This is a genomic window from Vreelandella andesensis (genome assembly GCF_003989795.1).
GTDB classification, from domain to species: Bacteria; Pseudomonadota; Gammaproteobacteria; order Pseudomonadales; family Halomonadaceae; genus Vreelandella; species Vreelandella andesensis.
Genome location: NZ_RZHG01000002.1, coordinates 39,996 through 59,202, shown reverse-complemented (window position 1 = coordinate 59,202; position 19,207 = coordinate 39,996). Strand labels below are relative to the sequence as shown.

20 protein-coding genes are annotated in these 19,207 nt (G+C 46.9%); 4 read left to right on the top strand and 16 right to left on the bottom strand.

Annotated features, from left to right (window positions below; all coding sequences use genetic code 11):
- Nucleotides 1–89: 89 nt before the first annotated feature.
- On the bottom strand, nucleotides 90–1,052 hold the full coding sequence (locus tag ELY33_RS00920; protein ID WP_126942560.1) for an IS1595 family transposase: 963 nt from the start codon (nucleotides 1,050–1,052) through the stop codon (nucleotides 90–92).
- Between the two features lie 111 nt (nucleotides 1,053–1,163).
- Between ELY33_RS00920 and ELY33_RS00915 the strand changes: the two genes are divergently transcribed.
- Genes ELY33_RS00915 through ELY33_RS00905 form a run of 3 tightly spaced genes read left to right on the top strand, consistent with a single transcriptional unit; the run spans nucleotide 1,164 to nucleotide 3,111 of the window.
- Nucleotides 1,164–1,394 carry a DUF1654 domain-containing protein gene (locus ELY33_RS00915; protein ID WP_167470018.1) on the top strand — a complete coding sequence of 77 codons (231 nt, stop codon included), beginning with the start codon at nucleotides 1,164–1,166 and terminating at the stop codon, nucleotides 1,392–1,394.
- Complete coding sequence (locus ELY33_RS00910; protein WP_244208534.1) at nucleotides 1,391–1,840, top strand: LexA family protein; 450 nt, start codon at nucleotides 1,391–1,393, stop codon at nucleotides 1,838–1,840. The genes ELY33_RS00915 and ELY33_RS00910 overlap by 4 nt, the downstream gene beginning before the upstream one ends.
- Nucleotides 1,837–3,111 (top strand): Y-family DNA polymerase, encoded by a 1,275-nt coding sequence (locus ELY33_RS00905; RefSeq protein ID WP_126942554.1) that lies wholly within the window; start codon nucleotides 1,837–1,839, stop codon nucleotides 3,109–3,111. Before ELY33_RS00910 ends, ELY33_RS00905 begins: the two co-directional genes overlap by 4 nt.
- 207 nt (nucleotides 3,112–3,318) lie before the next feature.
- Here the strand turns inward: ELY33_RS00905 and ELY33_RS00900 are convergent, their stop codons facing one another.
- The 5 genes from ELY33_RS00900 to ELY33_RS00880 all read right to left on the bottom strand — a co-directional run bounded on the left by ELY33_RS00900 (nucleotide 3,319) and on the right by ELY33_RS00880 (nucleotide 6,519).
- Nucleotides 3,319–3,699 (bottom strand): histone-like nucleoid-structuring protein, MvaT/MvaU family, encoded by a 381-nt coding sequence (locus ELY33_RS00900; protein WP_126942551.1) that lies wholly within the window; start codon nucleotides 3,697–3,699, stop codon nucleotides 3,319–3,321.
- A gap of 130 nt (nucleotides 3,700–3,829) precedes the next feature.
- Nucleotides 3,830–4,126, bottom strand: coding sequence for a hypothetical protein (locus ELY33_RS00895; RefSeq protein ID WP_126942547.1), 297 nt, complete (start codon nucleotides 4,124–4,126; stop codon nucleotides 3,830–3,832).
- Nucleotides 4,123–4,818 (bottom strand): DarT1-associated NADAR antitoxin family protein, encoded by a 696-nt coding sequence (locus ELY33_RS00890; RefSeq protein WP_126942544.1) that lies wholly within the window; start codon nucleotides 4,816–4,818, stop codon nucleotides 4,123–4,125. Before ELY33_RS00890 ends, ELY33_RS00895 begins: the two co-directional genes overlap by 4 nt.
- A 1-nt stretch (nucleotide 4,819) precedes the next feature.
- A complete protein-coding gene (locus tag ELY33_RS00885; RefSeq protein ID WP_126942541.1) occupies nucleotides 4,820–5,770 on the bottom strand; it encodes a DarT ssDNA thymidine ADP-ribosyltransferase family protein in 951 nt (316 codons plus the stop codon).
- Nucleotides 5,771–6,015: 245 nt separating this feature from the next.
- The gene (locus ELY33_RS00880; protein ID WP_126942538.1) at nucleotides 6,016–6,519 is read right to left on the bottom strand and encodes a crossover junction endodeoxyribonuclease RuvC; all 504 of its coding nucleotides are present in this window, start codon (nucleotides 6,517–6,519) and stop codon (nucleotides 6,016–6,018) included.
- Nucleotides 6,520–6,640: 121 nt separating this feature from the next.
- Between ELY33_RS00880 and ELY33_RS00875 the strand changes: the two genes are divergently transcribed.
- Nucleotides 6,641–6,907: a helix-turn-helix transcriptional regulator gene (locus ELY33_RS00875; RefSeq protein ID WP_167470017.1), complete on the top strand. Its 267-nt coding sequence runs from the start codon at nucleotides 6,641–6,643 to the stop codon at nucleotides 6,905–6,907.
- A gap of 85 nt (nucleotides 6,908–6,992) precedes the next feature.
- Here the strand turns inward: ELY33_RS00875 and ELY33_RS00870 are convergent, their stop codons facing one another.
- The 10 genes from ELY33_RS00870 to cysS all read right to left on the bottom strand — a co-directional run bounded on the left by ELY33_RS00870 (nucleotide 6,993) and on the right by cysS (nucleotide 19,196).
- On the bottom strand, nucleotides 6,993–8,201 hold the full coding sequence (locus ELY33_RS00870) for a tyrosine-type recombinase/integrase (RefSeq protein WP_126942532.1): 1,209 nt from the start codon (nucleotides 8,199–8,201) through the stop codon (nucleotides 6,993–6,995).
- 133 nt (nucleotides 8,202–8,334) lie between these two features.
- Entirely contained in the window at nucleotides 8,335–10,158 is a 1,824-nt protein-coding gene (locus ELY33_RS00865; RefSeq protein WP_126942529.1) for a serine/threonine protein kinase, read from the bottom strand.
- A gap of 33 nt (nucleotides 10,159–10,191) precedes the next feature.
- Nucleotides 10,192–11,430 (bottom strand): 2-oxo acid dehydrogenase subunit E2, encoded by a 1,239-nt coding sequence (locus tag ELY33_RS00860; protein WP_126942526.1) that lies wholly within the window; start codon nucleotides 11,428–11,430, stop codon nucleotides 10,192–10,194.
- Between the two features lie 17 nt (nucleotides 11,431–11,447).
- Nucleotides 11,448–12,425 carry an alpha-ketoacid dehydrogenase subunit beta gene (locus ELY33_RS00855; protein ID WP_126942523.1) on the bottom strand — a complete coding sequence of 326 codons (978 nt, stop codon included), beginning with the start codon at nucleotides 12,423–12,425 and terminating at the stop codon, nucleotides 11,448–11,450.
- 1 nt (nucleotide 12,426) lies between these two features.
- Nucleotides 12,427–13,629 (bottom strand): thiamine pyrophosphate-dependent dehydrogenase E1 component subunit alpha, encoded by a 1,203-nt coding sequence (locus ELY33_RS00850; RefSeq protein WP_126942520.1) that lies wholly within the window; start codon nucleotides 13,627–13,629, stop codon nucleotides 12,427–12,429.
- Nucleotides 13,630–13,792: 163 nt separating this feature from the next.
- Nucleotides 13,793–14,536, bottom strand: a complete 744-nt coding sequence (locus ELY33_RS00845; RefSeq protein WP_126942769.1) for an ABC transporter permease — start codon at nucleotides 14,534–14,536, stop codon at nucleotides 13,793–13,795.
- A 22-nt stretch (nucleotides 14,537–14,558) separates the two neighbouring features.
- Nucleotides 14,559–15,524 carry an ABC transporter ATP-binding protein gene (locus ELY33_RS00840; protein WP_126942517.1) on the bottom strand — a complete coding sequence of 322 codons (966 nt, stop codon included), beginning with the start codon at nucleotides 15,522–15,524 and terminating at the stop codon, nucleotides 14,559–14,561.
- Entirely contained in the window at nucleotides 15,521–16,714 is a 1,194-nt protein-coding gene (locus ELY33_RS00835; protein WP_126942515.1) for an ABC transporter permease, read from the bottom strand. Before ELY33_RS00835 ends, ELY33_RS00840 begins: the two co-directional genes overlap by 4 nt.
- Before the next feature lie 3 nt (nucleotides 16,715–16,717).
- Nucleotides 16,718–17,626 (bottom strand): glycine betaine ABC transporter substrate-binding protein OsmF, encoded by a 909-nt coding sequence (gene osmF / locus ELY33_RS00830; RefSeq protein WP_126942512.1) that lies wholly within the window; start codon nucleotides 17,624–17,626, stop codon nucleotides 16,718–16,720.
- A 154-nt stretch (nucleotides 17,627–17,780) separates the two neighbouring features.
- Nucleotides 17,781–19,196, bottom strand: coding sequence for a cysteine--tRNA ligase (cysS, locus tag ELY33_RS00825; RefSeq protein WP_126942509.1), 1,416 nt, complete (start codon nucleotides 19,194–19,196; stop codon nucleotides 17,781–17,783).
- Nucleotides 19,197–19,207: the final 11 nt, after the last annotated feature.

Here is a 19,207-nt window from a genome sequence, read left to right as displayed (position 1 = left end):
TTGCACTTCCCAGTCCGTCACTAAATATCAACACTTGCAGCCTCCCCTTCTAATCGCTTATCGTCTGCACTTATACTGTATATATTAGGCTATGTTGGCATCTGCTGTTGGTCAGTCCCCATCGCCGCACGAAGCCACGCCTCCTCGGCTGGCTTTGCGGTTTCAAACAACCGTCGCCATGCCAAGTAATTAGGCAAGTACGCTGTCCCCACCCCATGAAAGCGCTTCATCCACCCTTTCAAACGACTCATATAGCTGTTCACATTTTGAATGTGGTATTCCTTGCCGATCACTCGCTGATTATCGAGTGTGATCAGTCGATGATGGGCAATCCCATGCTCAGCAGAGAAGGTTTTATACCAGCTGTGACCGTCCGAGCATAAAATCGAGTCGCGATCGATGATCGGTGCCAGAAACTCATGAACCGTCGATTTCTGAAGTGCTGGATCAACCAAATCACTAATCTTTCCGTTACGGTCTCGCGCGATAAGCACCTGAATCTTTTGTTCTTTCTTTTTAATATTGCCTTGCCCTCCGCGCTTTCGAGGTTGGCGATGAGCGATCTTACGTTTTCCTTTGCAGGATTCCAGGAAGAAGGTTTCATCTACCTCAATGATGCCAGATAGTGGGTTGGCATTGTCTTGAGCACTCGTTTTCAGGAAACGATGCCGCCATCGGAAAGCCGTCTTCAGATCAATACCCACTCGGGCCGCTGAGGCGCGCAACGTCAGGCTGTCTTGCATGCAGCGCAGGTAGTCGAACCATTTATCCCGGTGTTGCAGCTTGGCCAAGGGCTTGCCTGTGAGGGCGTTGAATGTCTTGTGACACTCGGGATTCCGGCATCGATACCGCTGCAGGCCACCGCTGCGCCCCCACTTAACAGCGTGCTCGCCGCTACAATGTGGGCATGGAAGGTGATGGTTTAAGGTATCAATCAGCGTATTCGCCTGGGAGCTGATTTGCCCAAGGAGTCGTTCCGCAATGTATTTCTTGCGATCAACTGGAAGGCTGAATAGTGACTGCTCAAGGATTTTGAAGTCTGCTTGCTTCATGGCATGCTCCAGAGGAAGGCTGCATATACAGTATTTTATACAGTATATTTAAAGCACATCAACAGAAGATGCCAACATAGCCATATATTACCAGTACCAAAGGAGGCGCTTATGTCAAAATCATACGAGCAATTAGTCAAGCGAGTGCAGCGGGCAATCAATAGCCCTGGCGCTCAATCGAAACACTGGGTAGAGATAAAACGTCATGCCGACGATGAACAGGAAGACTGGGCACGAGTGATCTCAGAATTGGGCACTGTTGAAAACGTCACGCTCACCCCGATTGACGACGAGGCTGAGCATGTTGGAATCAGCTGGAACCCTGAAGAGTCTATGTCATGAGTATGCACTTAACTGTTTTGGGCCGCGTCGATACGATTGCACCACCTGTTGGCATTCCTCTAGTTGGCGGTTTTGTTCGTGCTGGCTTTCCTAGCCCTGCTGATGACTACATTGAAGCCGATCTCGATCTTGTAGCGCACCTTATTCAACACCCATCAGCCACTTTCTACTTACGAGCCAAAGGCACGTCTATGATAGATGACGGCATTCACGACGGGGACTTACTGATAGTTGATCGCTCACTTACTGCTCGTCGTGGTCACGTCGTTATCATGTGCGTGGATGGCGATCTCACGTGCAAGCGTCTAAGCAAGATCGGTGACCGTTACTATTTAACAACGACTAACCCAAATTTTAAACCTATCCCCCTCTCTGGCCATGACTGCCACGCATGGGGTGTGGTCACACATAATATTCATGTTCTCGCTCCTGGGTTTTCAGTGTGATAGCGCTCGTCGATTGCAATAATTTTTACGTCAGCTGTGAGCGCGTATTCAATCCCCGCCTGGAAGGTAAGCCCGTAGGCGTTCTGTCTAATAACGATGGCTGTGTGGTAGCGAGGTCAGCTGAAATAGAGCTCTTAGGCGTAGCAATGGGGATGCCCGCGCATCAGATCGACCCTCACATACGTCGGCAATGTACGCTACTGAGCTCTAATTATGCTTTATATGGAGACATGAGCCGCAGAGTGACAGACGTACTCAGCCAGCATACGCCGCATGTTGATGTGTATAGTATTGATGAGTCGTTTTTAAGCTTCGAAGGTTTTGAACCTGAATCACTCGAAGAACGGTGTCAGGTAATGCGGAAACAGGTTCGACGCGATACCGGGATACCTGTCAGTGTCGGCCTGAGCACTAGTAAAACACTTGCGAAAATCGCTAATCATAGAGCCAAGAAAGAAGAGAGTTTTGCGGGAGTGGCTATCATGCACCCCAATAGCGACGATACCCGAGTATTTCTAAAGCGACTACCCGTAACGGAAATCTGGGGTGTTGCGGGTCGTATTGCCGCCCGATTGCAAACGCTAGGGATTGAGACTGCTTGGCAGTTAAGAGAAGCTGAGCCAAAGCGCTTACGTCAGCATTTCTCAGTCGTGATGGAACGTATCATCTACGAGCTGCGTGGCGTCGACTGTATCCATTTAGACGACATGACCCAGCCCAAACAACAGATCATGGTCAGCAGAAGCTTTGGACGCCTTACCAATAATAAAACAGACCTCTATGAAGCGATCCGTGCTCACGTTTCTCGTGCGGGTGAGAAACTACGCAAACAGCAAGGCTTGGCCCGAGCGATAATGGTATTTGTGCGTACCAATCGTTTCCGCAGTGATCTGCCCAGTTATAACAAGAGCCTGATAGTACCACTGCAGCATCCCACTGATGACAGTCGTGAGCTAGCAAGGGCAGCTAGGGCTGGGATGGAGCGCATCTTCAAAGAAAATATTTGGTATCGAAAGTGCGGTGTGATGTTAATGGATTTATGTGATCATGATCACGAACAGCTAAGGTTACTAGCCGAACCGCTCAGTGATGAAAAGCGCGCACGTAACGAACGCTTGATGGCAATTCTTGATAAATTAAACCGTGAGCACGGTAAAAACACCGTAAGGCTTGGGATACCAAGAAAAGAAAACGCATGGGAGCTACGTTGTGAACACCGTACGCCACGATATACATCGCGATGGGATGAATTGGCACTAGCTAAAACGTAGAGATGCCGTCCCTGGCAATCCTGAACACCTTCACGTCCAAAATCCATCCAGAATGTGATGCATTCGACATGCTTTAAGCGGCGATCCTTGGCATCACACCTAAACCTTACCTTGTTCAAAACTGTGTGAATGTAAGTGATCGACCTCAATATTTGTAAGTAATTCCCTATAAAAAATGCTCAATTAAGGAGAATTCTCTTTTAATAATTATTCTCTCTCTTCAATAACCCAGCTTACAACTTCTTCATTGCCATGTTCTGCTTTCCATTCTTGGATTTTCTTTTGGTTACCACCACGTGTCTCTACAGTTTCTCCCGTGTGCGGGTTTTTATAAACTTTAAGTGTACGTTTCTTACGTCCATCTGTGAGACTTACAGCTTTCTTGCCGCTTGCAGCTGCGCTATAGTTGGGATCAAGTATTTCACACACTTCACGCGATATTTTCCCGTATTCCGTCATCAACCGTGCTAGCTGATCCTTGAATTCTAATTCTTGCTGTAGCTCTTTATTATTTTGTAATGCTTGCAATTCTGCTTGCAACTTTTTTAGTTGCTGTTTTTTTTCGATGTAGTTGCTAATTATTGACATTCATTTAACCCTTATTTTAAATTAAAACCAAGTATATCCACATAAGTTTTCGTGCATGATGAGGCATAATAATTCAATGGGCAAAAGCTCATCAGTGCTCTTATTTTTGCACAATTATTTAAACACTCACTCAATTTAGTAAACTAATATTTAGCTCAAAATTCACAAAATCATTCCATTCATCGATTGCTTCGTCGAGAGCCCCTGAATGAGTTTGTATCGCATTCTCCTGCTCACTAACAAACTGCTCTATACAGTTTCGATACACATCTACTTCGTTATTGAACATGTTTGCCTCCCATTGAGACTGAAATTCATAAGGCTTGACAGGCTTAAAGCAGCTATGGCTAGCCTGCCAACTGCTGTGCGAAAAGGATGCCGAAGAAACAACCAAAAACAGCAAACCTAGAATTACACTAAGCTTCATAAAAGGTTATCCTGTAATGGCGATTTTTTAGCTCTATAAAGATTAGCAGAGGCAAAGCTATAGAAACTTTCAGATGAAGATAGCGCTTTTTCCAACAAACCAAAATGAACCATGGAAACATAGAATGCCAACGAATAAGCTTGGCAATTAATTGACTTGTTTGGATTAAACTCAATATCAGTAAATGCTGAAAAACCTATAGCATTTTCGGATAAATTCTTGTTTTGCTGCAGGGCATTTATATACAGCCAATCATAAAAAAATGTCTTCGGCTCAATAGGAAAAATTTTTCCAAAAAAATTAAAACCAATCACTTCTCCAGACTCTTTTAACCTCACATCTTTTTTTGCTTCTCTCGAATTTTTTTCTAGCAAATCTCTATACGGCCCACCTTTTTCAAAGACCTTGCTGGACTGAAATGCGGATTCTACGGAAAAAAGACGCCTCTTGTTATTTGTTTCGATCATCAAATTGAATGCACTTAATGCCACCCCTATCTCGTCTAATGATTTACTTGACACTTCTAACACCGGTGAGAAACCGTATTCTTCACTAGCTTTGTGAAACGACACTACTGACTTTTGCTTCTGTGATTTAGACATACCAGGAAACCATTGGAAATCAATCTCTATGACTTCCACACCTGGTGAATCACCACTTTTAATAGGTACAAAAAGAGGCCGTGTTGCCATATCATGCTATCCTTCTTTTCCTTGAATATTCTCTAGAAGAGAAGAAACCACTATCGACATAAGAATTCTTGCCAGGATAATAGTGATCAAATTCCTTCTTCGCACCGTAACTATCAAAAATATAAGCGTTGATTTTATCATAAGGGATATTATCTAAGCATAAAATTTCTGCTTGGGGATCAGTGGGATCGTAAGTAAACATTGAATCTACATCACGATTTACACCATCCAAATCACCATACATGCTTTCAAAAGCAGCAGAAGTGGCTAAGGTTATCTTATTTTGACTAATCATACGTTTGTCTGCCGCATTATGCTTACAGAACAAACAGTTTTTTTCCCACAGTATAGACTTATCTATAACTAAAATTACCCAAGTTACGCCAGGGTTATTACATCGATATTTATAAAACATCTTATAATTTGGGAATCCAACTGATAATGAGATAGATTTTTTAATACCATCTAACCGAAGGGCATCATTGTAGACGAAGGCAGAGCCAGATTCCTCAAGCATACTTCTAGTTAACAACCCTTGAGAAATTATATTCGGTATATTATACGCCTGGGTAAAATGAACCAAATATGGAACAGCTCTAGACTCAACTTTTTTCTTTAATTCAAGTGCCAAATTATTAATAGACTCATCGACTAAATCCACTTTTTCTGATTCTGGCACTACTTTTTTACTTTCATGGATTATAGCAGTAGAAGCCTCATCACTTTTAGCTTCTTCTTCTATTTTAGCTTCTTCTTCTATTTTATCAATCTCTTCCAATAACTTTCTACGAGATTCATTAATCTTCAGACTTTCTTCTGGAGAAGGCAGTGAGGATACCGGATTTTTCCCTAAACCAGGCTGTTCATTTCTTTTCTCAGCTTCACTTTTATGAGTTGTCTCATAAATCCAGCCAACAAATAAAACAATCAATATAAGAATAAACCAAAACATGCGACCCCCTTAAGGTTATTATTTTTTCCAATAAAAATAAGACATTTAGCCTATTTAAGCCTAGGCCCTATCATTATCCAAAACACAAATGCTGCTTTTTCGTACATAACCCCGTTCCCTTTCTTTTATTAATTAAGTGGTTGTGCAAAAATAAACGAGCACTAATGAGATTTAATCCATTGAATTATAATGCCCATGATGCTCGAAAACTTATGTGGAGCCACTATCGCTCTGCCATTTTGATATTAAAATGACAATGACGCAAGATGATACGCGTCTGCAAGATCGTATCGCCCCTTGATTTTCCCGTATTTTGGCAATTGTTCACACACATCATCGGGACATGCCTCAAGCATCTGCTGTTTGTCTGCCCTTCCGCTGCCGGTAGCGGCTTTCTTAAGTGCTGTAGGAACTATCGCAGTGACATCTATAGACGCACGCATCAGACGATCAACGATGACATAATGAAGGCCTGCTAGCGTGCGCGTGGCTTGTCCCACACTGCCATAACTAAGCCCCTCTATACGCACAGTCTCGACGCTGTAAAGGTTACACAGAAATTCAATTCTGCTAGCGATCTCCGCAACACATTTGAAGCTGTCTAGCACATCTGTTCTGTCTAAATTTGTCTCTATAATCTCGTGATGAATCATCGTTTGAGAATCATTATCGAATATAACAACTCCTGTTTTTGTTAGTGACTGATCTATTCCAGCAGTTTTTTGAGTTTTTAATTTATTTTTATTCATTGTTGTAAGCCTCTTTTTATAGGGCTATTTAAAGAACTTATTGCGCACGCTATTTATTCTAAATTCAGAGCTATTGACTTCTTTTTTTATGAAGTTAAAGTATCGTACATCGATAGCGATAGTGAGTTTTGCTATTGATGTTACCCGCCTTATTGGCGGCTTAGAAATGATCTACACTTTAGAACAGGAGACAAGTATCATTATGAATACAGATATTGAACTGATAACAGTGTCAGCCACAGCAAACTTACTATCAGTGCATAGAACAACAGTTTATCGACTGATACAACTTGATCCCGATTTTCCCGAAATTTACGAATTCAAGTTCGGTAAGCGCTTCAATAAAGATGATGTTTTAGAGTACATAAATAGTCGTAAATCTGCGTAAGTTAGTATCAGTGCAAATTTAGTGAATGGTTATAATAGTGGATACCTACAAATGAAAATACCCCAATTATGGGGCATTTTCTGTTTTAGCTACTTACAAAACACCTTCGAATCGGTGGAAAGTAATTTTTCTGTATTGCATTAACAATAATATGATCGATGTAGTTACCCCAGTATTGCATCATTTCTCTACGCTCTTCTAAGTAATCGGCATGGTTGTACGTTGCTCTTACTTTATTTGTCGACTGATGCGCTAATTGCTTTTCAATCACATCAGAGCGATAACCCCGCTGATTTAACATTGTACTTGCTGTAGCTCTAAAGCCGTGGGGGCCAAATTTCAAGTCACAAAGCCATTGCCTAGGCACTACTAAAGAATTATAGATAGTACGTCTATTCATGTGTTTATTCTTATCTTTACTATAAATTGTGCTAAAAATATACTCGCGATTAGATGTATATTCTTTCATTTCTTCAAGCACTAACATTGCTGCTTTCGATAGTGGGACAATGTGCGAATTTGATCTTTTCATTCTATCAGCACTAATGATTAAAATTTTATTGTGATAATCAATATCAGTCCATTTCGTTTGACACATTTCAACTGTTCTTAGCATAGTCATTGCTAAAAATCGGTTTGCAAGTTTAGTCGTAATTTTGGTAATAGAAGCTTCATACTCATCAAATAAACGCTGTAACTGTTGATGATTCAATGCTACAGCATGTTTTACTTTATTTCTTTTGATTGCATCAACAGCTAACGTAGGATCATTATCACAGTGCAAATTACTAATCGCATATTTAAAAACAGTATGCATAATATTCTTAGCTATATTAGCAGGTGTAATAGCACCGCGATCTTTTATTGACTTCATCACTAAGAACACATCTTTTGATGTAATTCGATCAACTCTTTTATTTTTCAAATGCGGGTATATATCGTCATCTAACATGTTTCTTACTTGCTTAATATATGTGGGTGATAACGTTTTATAGTGTTCTTCAAATAAGCGTTCTGATAATTCGTAAAATGTAGCATCAATATGTGCAATTGATGAATCTTCTTGCTCTTTCTTCTTCGTAAAATTCGCTACATACGCTCGCGCTTCAGCGAGGGAAACGGTCGGAAAATTCCCGATTTTTGTGAAGGTATCTTTGGGCTTTCTCACGCGATGCATGAACGTTTTCTTACCCGTTTTTCTCACCAGTAAATACAATCCATTCCCATCATGGATTCGATAATCTTTCTCATCGGGTTTTGCGTTCTTTATAGCTGTAGCTGTTAGCTGTGCCATTTTCAATACCCCATTACGTACCCCAAAATGGGGTTCTGTACCCCAATTTATACCCCAAATATAATGAGATGTACAACGACACAAAATACACACAGCAACACAAACTTATATAAATGATAGTATATACAAGTACTTATATGCGTGGATTTTTAGGATAATAGCGCTCTGGCTGCTTTTCGAGATGTGTAAAATAGCGGGTGTCTTTATAGGGCATTTTCATAAAACCGGACACGCCTAAGCCTTCTATCTGGCTGACAGACGCCAGCATATGCGCCAGCAAAGCATGGAACTCTGACTCCCGACTAGGATCCAGAAGCCGATAATAGCTATGGATTTTAAGATGCATCGGTAGCGCCTCAAATATAATCATGCCGGTGTGATGAATCTCATTAAGCCGTTGAAGTATTTGCATAATGGTGTCTGGCAGGACGAGCAACTCTTCTGGATCGGGGCCGTCTTCAAAGTAGCTATGCTGGCGTGTGCGGTCTTCCATTTCCGGAACCGCACTCAGCTCATAGTCAATCGCGGTGCCAGGATCACAATAAAAAGGCTCTTCTACATTTACGCGCTCTAAATGCAGTGTTTGGCGTGCATTAAATAAGCAGCTTTTAAACACTCCCTGGCGGTGAATGGCTCGCGCCAAGTGCACCATGTTATTGACAGCTTGGATAAACGCTGGCTTAAGCGCAGGATCATGTAAGTTAAGCGACGAGTCAATATACACGCCCTCTCGTTCCCAGCGAACAGCTAAGCCACCAACCACTGGGTATTTTCCCAAACGACTTACCGACGCCAAAAATGCCTTTTCCGTTTCTCCCATCCCTTGCATAAATTGCTTGTAGTAACGGTCTAGCTGCACATCATTAACATCATTAAGGGTTTCTTCCGCGTTCGCTTCGCGCAAGAACGCCTTCCGAGAACTGTACACCACCGTATCAGTCTCTTGGTGTGCCGGACGCCCCCAAACAGGCACTAGCGGCATTTGTGGTGGGATGGGCAAATCTAACATCACTACCTTGGCCATGCGGGACATCGTTTGTAAATAATGATCCCCTGCTTTATGGCGCACGCGGGGATCAGGATCCAGCATGCCGTCTAAGGTTCGGGCAAACTCCATGGGTAGACCCAGCGAACTAGCGGGAATAGCACGATGACCAAAACGGCAAGATTGTGCAGATGCTAATGCATATAGTGTTCCTGCCGCTCCTTGTTCGTCGAAACGGGGCGATGAAAGCGCTCCGTTCAGTTGCTCTTCGCCAATAAAGTAGACATCGCCTAACCGAGCATTGGTTTGCTGCAGATTGTCGGACATTAACTCCATCACGTTTGCGCCAACAAACTGTAGCTTTTCGTCTAACTGAGCAAACACAGACGAGCCCCAGTCAATCAATGCAATGGACTCTGTAACGGGGTCAAACACTAGGTTTGAAGGCTTGATGTCACCATGCACAACGGGGCGTGCATTAGGCCCCGTTTCTCGGCGCAATGCCGAAAGAATATCGGCCAGCTGATTGGCAATGTGGATGACTAATCGTGGGGAAAGCCGACCTTCTTTCAATGATACTTGCTCAAGGTTCCAACCAGGCGCACGCTCCATTACTAAGATTGATTGGCCACGGGAGCGTTGATAAGCCACGAGCTTCGGTATGCGTGGGTGGGCAACCTGATCCAGCATGAACGCCTCTTCTTCAAGGCGTTCTTGTAAATGAGTGGGCAACGTAATACGTGAGAATTTGAATACGTAGTGGGCAGGCACCCCTTGGTGTTGTGCGCTGCCCGCAAATACAAAGCCGTAGGCACCTTTTCCAACCAACTCAATCCCCGTGTAGCCCAACTGAGCGAGCTGTGCCTGACACAGTGCTACCCAGTCTTTAAGCTTACGAGCATCATGATGGCTTAGTAGATATACCGACTGCTCTTCCGGTATATAAAACTGCTGGAGCGGTGCCTGAGACATTTCACATTCCTTTCTTACCAACCTCTGGCAACCTTAGCCCAAGTGCAGCAGCATGGTTTCTGGCGCTTCCAGGTAACCTTTCCAGGCATTGCAGAACCGGGCAATGGTACCGCCATCAATAAAGCGGTGATCGCCTGCCCATGTGATGGTCATAATTGCCCGGCGCTGAATCTCACCTTGCTCGTCAAAGCGCGGCAACCATTGGGTTTTGCCGATGGCTACTATCGCCGCTTCCGGCGCATTGATGATAGGTGCCGCATAGGTTCCGCCCAGCGCACCAATGTTAGAAATACTAATGGTGCCACCTTTAAGATCCGCCTGATCGACACGTCCCTCTCGGGCCGCAATGGTTAAGCGCCCCACTTCCCGGGCGATGCCTAGCAGCGTTAGACGCTCAACACTTTTCACATTGGGCACCAGCAAACCCGCTTTGCTATCTACTGCCATGCCGATATTGCACTGTTCGTAGTAGTGCAGCTCATTGCCTTCCGCGTTTAGCTGGGCATTGATGATCGGTGCCTCGTTAACCGCTAGCGCCATGGCCTTCATGAAGAAGGGCATTAATGTTAGCCGCTCACCTAGCGCCTCTACCCGTGGTTTTAGGCGCTCACGCAGTGCAAGCAGATCGGTCACATCGATCTCTTCGCCATACTGAAAGTGCGGGATGGTGCTGGCTGACTCAACCATTCGTTTCGCCATCACCGCGCGCACGCCGCGCAGCGCCTCAACTCTCGGCGACTGGGCTTCTTGCGACACTGGCGATGTTGCTTGAGCAGCGGCTGTAGTGGGCTGATTCAGGTGCGTCAGCACGTCTTCTTTTAGTACTCGGCCATCTTTACCACTGCCAGCAACGGCACTTAACTCAAGCTGATGTTCACGAACAAGGCGTCGAACGGCTGGGCTGGCAGGTACTTTATCGCTGCCTGTACTGGTGCTACTGGCCGCAACTGAGGCTTGCTGCACAGGCGCCTTAGCAGCTTCAGCAACAGGTTGCTGAGACTCGTTAGTTTGTTCTACGCCTGTTTCTGGCGTGTCGTTCTCTGCTTGATAGGCATAAAGCGGTGCATGTACCTTGGCAATTTTGCCTTGATCAACATAAAGCTTGGTAACGACGCCCGCTTCGGGAGCGGTAATTTCCACAAGCGCTTTGTCAGTCATCACCTCGACGATTGGCTGATCTTCCTCAATACGATCACCTTCCGCAACGCGCCACTCCACTACTTCGCACTCGACAATGCCTTCGCCGATATCCGGCAACATGAAATCGCTCATTATTTTTCTCCCTGGCGCTAAAAGTTAACGCTTTCGCGAATCGCTTCAAAAATTTTCAGATGATCGGGCATATACTCTTTTTCCAGCACTAACGGGAAGGGTGTATCCAGCCCCGTTACCCGAGCAATCGGCGATTCCAAATAGAGAAAACAGCGCTCTTGGACCGTTGCAGCGATCTCACCTGCGAAGCCGCCTGTTAAAGGCGCTTCATGACTGACGATCAAGCGTCCTGTTTTTAGTACAGACTCAACGACAGTATCGGCATCCCATGGCAGTAGTGAACGCAGATCAATCACTTCACAGGCAATGCCCTGCTCTTCAGCAAGTTCAACGGCTTTGCCGATGACTTCCATTTGCGCGCCCCATCCCACCAACGTGATATCCGTCCCCTCTTTGATGACCTCGGCTTCACCAATAGGGAGCTGATAATCTTCTTGAGGTACGTCACCTACCGAAGCTCGATAAAGCCGTTTAGGTTCTAGGAAAAGCACTGGATCGGGGTCGCGAATGGAGGCAAGCAGCAACCCTTTCGCTTGGTAGGGGTTGCGCGGCACAACGACTTTTAAGCCGGGCGTGTGGGTAAAGTAAGCCTCTGGCGATTGTGAATGGTAGAGACCGCCAGCAATGCCGCCACCATAGGGCGTACGAATGGTTAATCCGCCCACATTGAATAAATCCCCAGAGCGGTAGCGGAATTTTGCAGTCTCATTAACAATTTGATCAAAGGCGGGAAAGATGTAGTCGGCAAACTGTATTTCAGCGACCGGCACCGAACCCTGGGCAGCCAGCCCATTGGCAAAACCTATAATGCCTTGCTCTACCAACGGCGTGTTAAAGCAGCGCGCTTTACCATATTTTTCCTGTAAATGGCTGGTAGCACGGAATACACCACCAAAAACACCGACATCTTCACCAAAGCAGATCACTTTTTCATCTTCAGCCATGGCGATATCAAGCGCATTGTTGATCGCCTGGAGCATGTTCATTGTGGGCATGTTATGCGTCCCCCTCGGAATCTGTGGTCGTATTCACCTCAAGGTCTAGCGAGCGCGCACCGCGTGGGTAGGCCTCTGGATAACGGCGAATATGGCGTTTCAGCTGATCAAATTGACGCTGTAACTCGGGGGTTATATCGGCATAGACATCGGTAATCAGCGAATCGAAGGGAGGGGGTGAACGCTTTTCTGCCCGCTTCATCGTATCGAGCACTTCGCGACGCAGCGTTTCCTGCTGGCTAGTTTCCTCTTCCTCGCTCCACCAGCCTTTTTTTAACAGCCATTTCTGCATGCGCAGTATGGGGTCTTTTAAGCGCCATGCTTCTTCTTCACTTTTAGCGCGATAGCCGGATGGGTCGTCTGAAGAGGAATGCGCCGCAAGGCGATAAGACATTGCTTCAATAAGCACAGGCTTATTGTGTTCAACAGCAATCTGACGGGCTTGGCGCGTTGCTTCATAAACGGCCAAAGCATCGTTACCGTCTACGCGTATCACATGCATGTGATAGCCAAACGCTCGTGGGGCAATCCCGTCGGCGGCAAATTGCTCGCTTGAAGGCGTTGAAATGGCATAACCATTGTTTCGGCAGAAAAAAATCACCGGCACTTGATGAACGGATGCCATGTTCAACGCGGCGTGGAAGTCACCTTCGGAAGCGGCACCCTCACCGAAAAACGTTAAGGTGCAGTGTCCATGACCTGCTAACTTCTGGCCATAGGCGTAGCCCGTCGCCTGAGGAATCTGCGTGGCAAGCGGAGAAGAGATGGTCATATAGTGCAGCTTGCGCGACCCATAATGAATCGGCATTTGGCGGCCTTTGCCGTAATCGAGCTCGTTGCCGAACAGTTGATTCATAAACTCATCAATGGAGAAACCGCGATACATTAATGCACCTTGCTCGCGGTATTGCGCCATTATCATGTCGGTATCATCTAGCGCCGCCGTTGCACCAACAACGGCGGCTTCTTCTCCCGTACTTTGCATATAAAAACTTAGCCGCCCCTGTCGCTGGGCAGCCATCATGCGCTCATCTAGGATACGGGTAGCCAGCATGGCTTGATAAAGCCGCCGGGCATGATCACGAGGTAGGTCTGGTTCTTTGGCACCTTCATAGAGCTCGCCCTCTGGGTCGAGCAGACTGAAGGTAGCCATTGAAAATTCGTCGCCGGTCATAAAGAGCGGCTGATGCGCGTACGTTGTCATGTTTATTATCCTTGTATTACCCCTTTTGAGGGCAGTGTTGTTGGTGTTGACCGTTTTTGCCAGTGGATTTATCTAGCATAGGTCAAGCTCGTCGAGGTTAGTGTCACCTCGATCAACGCAACGTAAGGACAGTAACGCAGTCTGCTACTTTTAGGGATACAACTTAAGGTGCAGAGAGACGAATTTGCAGCTGCTGTTGCAACGCGTTAAACAGACTATCGACGGTCAACGCGAGAAACGCGATTAGTAACGCGCCCTGCAAGACATAAGCCATATTGCCATTCACAATACCCGCGATGATCGGATCACCTAAATTACTGGCACCGACGGTCGCGCCTAAGGCCGCTGTCGCAATATTAATGGTAACCGATGTGCGGATACCGGCCAGAATCACCGGCGTGGCTAGTGGAAGTTCAACGCGAGTCAACACTTGCCATGAAGTCATTCCCATGGCAAGCGCCGCTTGTTTAAGACTGGCATCGACATCATGCAGTCCGGCTAGCGTATTTCTTACAACGGGCAATAAGCCATAGAGCATTAACGCCACGATAATGGGCAACGTTCCAAAACCCAGCACAGGAACCGCTAGCGCAAGCACTGCCACAGGGGGAAATGTCTGGCCAAGCGAGGCTAACTGGCCAATAAGGGGTAAGAAGTCTCGTCCCCACTGCCGAGTTACCGCTATTCCAGCCAATACGCCCACGCTTATCGTGACGACAGCGGCTATTCCAACAACAAATACATGCCTGGCCAACAGTGAGACGAAATCAGCGCGGGAGTAAATTACCTGACGGGCGTCAGGCTCTAACCAACGAAATCCAGGCTCTAACACCGGCATAGCCCATACGCCTACCAACAGCATTAGTGCCCAGCCGACAGGCCATAACCATCGTGGGCCGGCGGTCATTAGTAGATTCTCTCGGTCACCATCACGCTTCACGATGACTCACCTTGTCTAGCTGAGCCTCTTTCACCACTTTGCGCAACGATAACTCACCAATGGGCATGTCTTGTTGGTCGACAACCGTAAGCCTATCGCAGTGATCACGCAGCATCATCGAAAGCGCTTGGCGCAGTGAAAAATCACCCGGAATACGCGATTGAGCAGGCAATGACTGTCCAAGCGATGACATATGGTCTTTCACGCGGGTTAATGCTGCCTGTTTTAAACCACGCTCCAACCCACCCAGTAGCGACTCAACAAACGGATCGACAGGATTTTGAAGCAACGCTAGCGGTGTGCCCTGCTGAACAACACGGCCTTCACGCATAACAACTAAATGATCCGCTAGTTTAAGCGCTTCATCCATATCATGGGTCACAAACACCACCGTTTTATGCAGCTGCGCTTGAAGCTTTGCCAGTTCGTCTTGAAGCTTTTCTCGGGTTATAGGGTCTAGCGCTCCAAAAGGCTCGTCCATCAGCAAAATATCAGGATCTGCCGCTAATGCGCGAGCAACGCCAACCCGCTGGGCCTGTCCACCAGAGAGCTGGTGCGGATACTTATGGGCAAACTCATCCATGGGAAGGCCCAACAAGCACATTAATTCTTCAACACGTGCTTTAACATCAGCGGAAGACCATTTTAATAAACGCGGCACCAAGCCAATGTTGCGCGCGACGGTCCAATGGGGAAACAGGCCGGTACTTTGAATCGCATAGCCAATACGACGCCGCAGCTTAACCAGGTCATAGTGCTCTATTGCCTGTCCGTCGATGACAATGTCGCCACTACTATGCTCAATCAAACGATTAATCATACGTAGCATCGTCGATTTTCCGCAGCCTGATGACCCTACCAGCGCACAGAACTTTCCTTTCGCGACGTGTAAGGAGATATCGTCAACCGCTGTGTCTTCTCCAAAGTGCTTCGACACATGGGAAAGCTCTATCATTCGTGTCCTCCGGGGCGAAGCGCGTCAGCTAATGCCCCCAATCCAGCATCTACAATAAGTGCCAAAACCAAAATAGGCAGCGCGCCAAGCAGCACCATATCCATGGCCGCTTGGCCCAATCCCTGAAAAATAAACGTACCTAGCCCACCTGCCCCGATCAACGCGGCAACGGCGGTTAATCCAATGGCTTGTACAGCCGTAATTCGCACGCCTTCTAACAGTATCGGCAGCGCCAAAGGAAACCTTACCTGCCAAAAACGCTGACGCGGGCGCATGCCCATCGCCTTAGCCGCTTCTAAGGTATTTGAGTCGACTTCATCGAGCGCTATGTAGGTATTGCGCACCATCGGCAGCAGGCTATAGGCAATGAGCGCAATCAGTGCGGGGGTAGTGCCAATACCGCTGACACCTAACTGCGCTAAAAATGGAACGTTAGCAGCTAACCAGGCAAGCGGGGCTAGTAATAACCCAAACAGAGCTAAACTCGGAATTGTTTGCAGGAAATTCAGCAATGCAAAGGCAACGCGTTGCAGGCGTTGGTAACGTCGCATCAGCATAGCGAGAATCAAACCGACCACCACACTAACGCTTACCGCTATGCTAACCAGCACCACATGCTGCAGCATGGCACGATAAAACTGCTTATCTCGCGCCTGAAACTCTTGCACAAGGGCTAAGTTATCAAGCCATAACGCCGCACAAACCAACCACGCTGCCCCCACACTGCTGAGCAATAACGTGGTCCAGAGTCGCGACAATTCCAAGCGTAAACGCAGTTCTACTAAGCACAACAAAAGCAAAAAAAGCGCCACCCAATAGCCAGCACCAATCCCTAAGCGCGCTTGCGGCAGCGTCGGGTCAATCAGCCAGTGGCCTGCCACCATAAGCCCGAATGGCATCAATAATAGTGTTAGTGTGACGATGCATAGCTGAGCGCAATAATGAAGGCGGCTTGGCTTGATAGCCAAACCGCCCACGGCGACGAATAGCAAGGAAACAAGCAGCGCCCCAGGCCAGCCTATCGCCGTTACTAAGCCATAAGATGTGCCCGCTACAATGCGGTTGGGCGCAACGCTAACTACGCCAAGCAGCCAAGCAGCGCTTAACATCCCGACACTTAAACATATCAATACCGCATTAATATGCCCATATTGACGGTTTGGCGATGAAAAGGCGTCTATCAGTGACATTCATTAGTCATCCAGGCTATCAAGATAGTCGCTCGCTACTTGGTCAGGAGAAAAACCATTGACAGCCACGTCAGCATTCAGTGTTTGCAACGTAACAAGATCCAGCGTGGTAAATACATTGTTGAGGAGTGTCTCAATCTCGGGGTAAGTCTTTAGTACCTCGGCACGTATCACCGGCGATGGCTGGTATACCGGCTGAACGCCCTTAACGTCTTCTAAAACAACAAGACCCAATGCACTTAAGCCACCATCAGTTCCGTACGTCATGGCACCATTAACACCGCTTGTTTGCTGAGCAGCAGCGCGCATGGTAGCCGCTGTGTTACCGCCAGACAGCACTAACAACTGGTTCTCGTTGAGCTCGAAACCATAGGCGTCCTGAAACGCAGGTAATGCCTGAGCGGATTCAACAAATTCGGCACTAGCGGCGAATTTAAACTCGCCACCGTCGTTTAAATAATCAGCAAGATCATCAAGCGACGTTAAGCCGTTGGCCGTTGCCACATCTTCCCGAATACTCATTGCCCAGGTGTTATTGGCGCTAGCAGGCTCAAGCCATACCAGCCCCTGCGCTGCGTCGCGCTCTTTGACAGTCTGGTAAGCATCCTCTGCGCTATTCCAGACGGGGCTATCGGTCATATCAAAGAAAAAAGCCCCGTTACCTGTATATTCGGGATAAAGGTCGATTTCTCCCGTTTCAAGCGCACTGCGCACAACGCTGGTGCCGCCCAACTGAAGGCGATCTACCGTTGGCACGCCACCACGCTCCAGCGTTTGAATAATCAGTTCACCTAGCACGGCGCCTTCGGTGTCAATCTTAGATGACACCACAACAGGGTCGCTGGCGTAAGCATTTGAAAAAGCGGTGGCTGAGATACAAGCAACGACGATTGGTTTTAAAAGAAAGCGCATATAGTCATCCTATTAGTTAGCGTATTGAAGGCATCATCTCAGTATAAGAGCCAACTACATTGACGTCAGGCGCCGTATCAACGACGCCTGACATGCACAACGCTTTTATTCGATGGCTCCTTCTTTGAAAACACACGCTTAACATTGATAACGCTTAAGGCGCTTCAATCACCCACGTTGTCCCCTCACGGGAATCCTTAAGGATAATTCCCATGCTCGCTAGTTCGTCTCGAATAGCATCCGCCTGAGCAAAATCTTTATTCGCTTTTGCTTCCTTGCGCTGCGCTATTTTAGTTTCAATGTCAGCCTCACTCAGCGCGACCTGCCGTTGGTTACCTTTCAAAAAGGTCTGAGGATCTTGCTGCAAAAGCCCTAACACTGCTGCTAAGCGCGTTAATTCAAACGCTAAACGCTGCGCCTTTTCTGGTGACTCACTTTTAGCGCGATTAAGCTCCCGCGCCAGATCAAATAACACCGCTAACGCCTCAGGCGAATTAAAGTCATCATCCATCGCCATGGTGAAACGCTCAGCATAGCTTGCCTTATCACCGTCACCGCTAGGAGACACTTCCACACGTTCTAACGCTGCACCTTCCACACCTTCCAATGCTGTATAGAAACGCGTCAGCGATTTACGCGCCTCATGCAGAGAATCCACCGAGTAGTTAATGGGGCTGCGATAGTGGCTAGCCACCAACAAGTAACGCACCACTTCTGGATCATGCTCTTCCAGCACATCGCGGATGGTGAAAAAGTTACCTAACGATTTTGACATCTTTTCCTGATTAACCCGCACTGCCCCGGCATGCATCCAGGTATTGACGTAGGTTTTACCCGTCGCTGCCTCTGATTGGGCAATTTCGTTTTCATGATGAGGGAACGTAAGATCAGGCCCGCCACCATGAATATCGAAGGTATCGCCTAAACAGCACGTCGACATTGCTGAACACTCAATGTGCCATCCTGGACGACCATTACCCCAAGGAGAGTGCCAATGCTCCTCACCTGGCTTGACGGCTTTCCAAAGCACAAAATCGAGCGGATCTTCTTTATGAACATCAATCTCAACCCGCGCACCAGAGCGCATATCATCAAGCTGACGATTATTTAGCTTACCGTAATCAGCAAACTTGCGAACGCGGTAATACACGTCACCATTGGGAGCGGCGTAGGCAAAGCCTTTCTTAATTAGCGTCTCAATCATGACAACGATATCACCAATATGCCCTGTCGCCTTTGGCTCCTGGCTTGGCGGCAACACACTTAAACGAGCTTCGTCTTCATGCATCGCCTGTATCATGCGCTCGGTAAGTGCGCTAATCGATTCACCATTCTCTTCTGCACGCTTGATAATTTTATCGTCTACGTCAGTGATATTACGCACATAAGTAACGTCATAGCCGCGATAACGTAGATAGCGGGTTATCACATCGAAGGCCACCATGACCCGCGCGTGGCCAAGGTGACAGTAGTCATACACCGTCATGCCGCAGACATACATGCTGACTTTACCCGCCTCAAGCGGGGTAAACGGTTCTTTGCGACGTGTCAGCGTATTATAAATGTGCATATGACGATTCC

What these genes read in the sequence shown, in the direction of transcription:
- ELY33_RS00860 (WP_126942526.1), bottom strand. Translation starts at nt 11,430, where the DNA reads ATGAGCGATTTCATGTTGCCGGATATCGGCGAAGGCATTGTCGAGTGC.
- ELY33_RS00895 (WP_126942547.1), bottom strand. Translation starts at nt 4,126, where the DNA reads ATGAAGCTTAGTGTAATTCTAGGTTTGCTGTTTTTGGTTGTTTCTTCG.
- ELY33_RS00850 (WP_126942520.1), bottom strand. Translation starts at nt 13,629, where the DNA reads ATGACAACGTACGCGCATCAGCCGCTCTTTATGACCGGCGACGAATTT.
- ELY33_RS00910 (WP_244208534.1), top strand. Translation starts at nt 1,391, where the DNA reads ATGAGTATGCACTTAACTGTTTTGGGCCGCGTCGATACGATTGCACCA.
- ELY33_RS00870 (WP_126942532.1), bottom strand. Translation starts at nt 8,201, where the DNA reads ATGGCACAGCTAACAGCTACAGCTATAAAGAACGCAAAACCCGATGAG.
- ELY33_RS00885 (WP_126942541.1), bottom strand. Translation starts at nt 5,770, where the DNA reads ATGTTTTGGTTTATTCTTATATTGATTGTTTTATTTGTTGGCTGGATT.
- cysS (WP_126942509.1), bottom strand. Translation starts at nt 19,196, where the DNA reads ATGCACATTTATAATACGCTGACACGTCGCAAAGAACCGTTTACCCCG.
- ELY33_RS00855 (WP_126942523.1), bottom strand. Translation starts at nt 12,425, where the DNA reads ATGCCCACAATGAACATGCTCCAGGCGATCAACAATGCGCTTGATATC.
- ELY33_RS00920 (WP_126942560.1), bottom strand. Translation starts at nt 1,052, where the DNA reads ATGAAGCAAGCAGACTTCAAAATCCTTGAGCAGTCACTATTCAGCCTT.
- ELY33_RS00880 (WP_126942538.1), bottom strand. Translation starts at nt 6,519, where the DNA reads ATGAATAAAAATAAATTAAAAACTCAAAAAACTGCTGGAATAGATCAG.
- ELY33_RS00865 (WP_126942529.1), bottom strand. Translation starts at nt 10,158, where the DNA reads ATGTCTCAGGCACCGCTCCAGCAGTTTTATATACCGGAAGAGCAGTCG.
- osmF (WP_126942512.1), bottom strand. Translation starts at nt 17,626, where the DNA reads ATGCGCTTTCTTTTAAAACCAATCGTCGTTGCTTGTATCTCAGCCACC.
- ELY33_RS00900 (WP_126942551.1), bottom strand. Translation starts at nt 3,699, where the DNA reads ATGTCAATAATTAGCAACTACATCGAAAAAAAACAGCAACTAAAAAAG.
- ELY33_RS00890 (WP_126942544.1), bottom strand. Translation starts at nt 4,818, where the DNA reads ATGGCAACACGGCCTCTTTTTGTACCTATTAAAAGTGGTGATTCACCA.
- ELY33_RS00840 (WP_126942517.1), bottom strand. Translation starts at nt 15,524, where the DNA reads ATGATAGAGCTTTCCCATGTGTCGAAGCACTTTGGAGAAGACACAGCG.
- ELY33_RS00915 (WP_167470018.1), top strand. Translation starts at nt 1,164, where the DNA reads ATGTCAAAATCATACGAGCAATTAGTCAAGCGAGTGCAGCGGGCAATC.
- ELY33_RS00845 (WP_126942769.1), bottom strand. Translation starts at nt 14,536, where the DNA reads ATGACCGCCGGCCCACGATGGTTATGGCCTGTCGGCTGGGCACTAATG.
- ELY33_RS00835 (WP_126942515.1), bottom strand. Translation starts at nt 16,714, where the DNA reads ATGTCACTGATAGACGCCTTTTCATCGCCAAACCGTCAATATGGGCAT.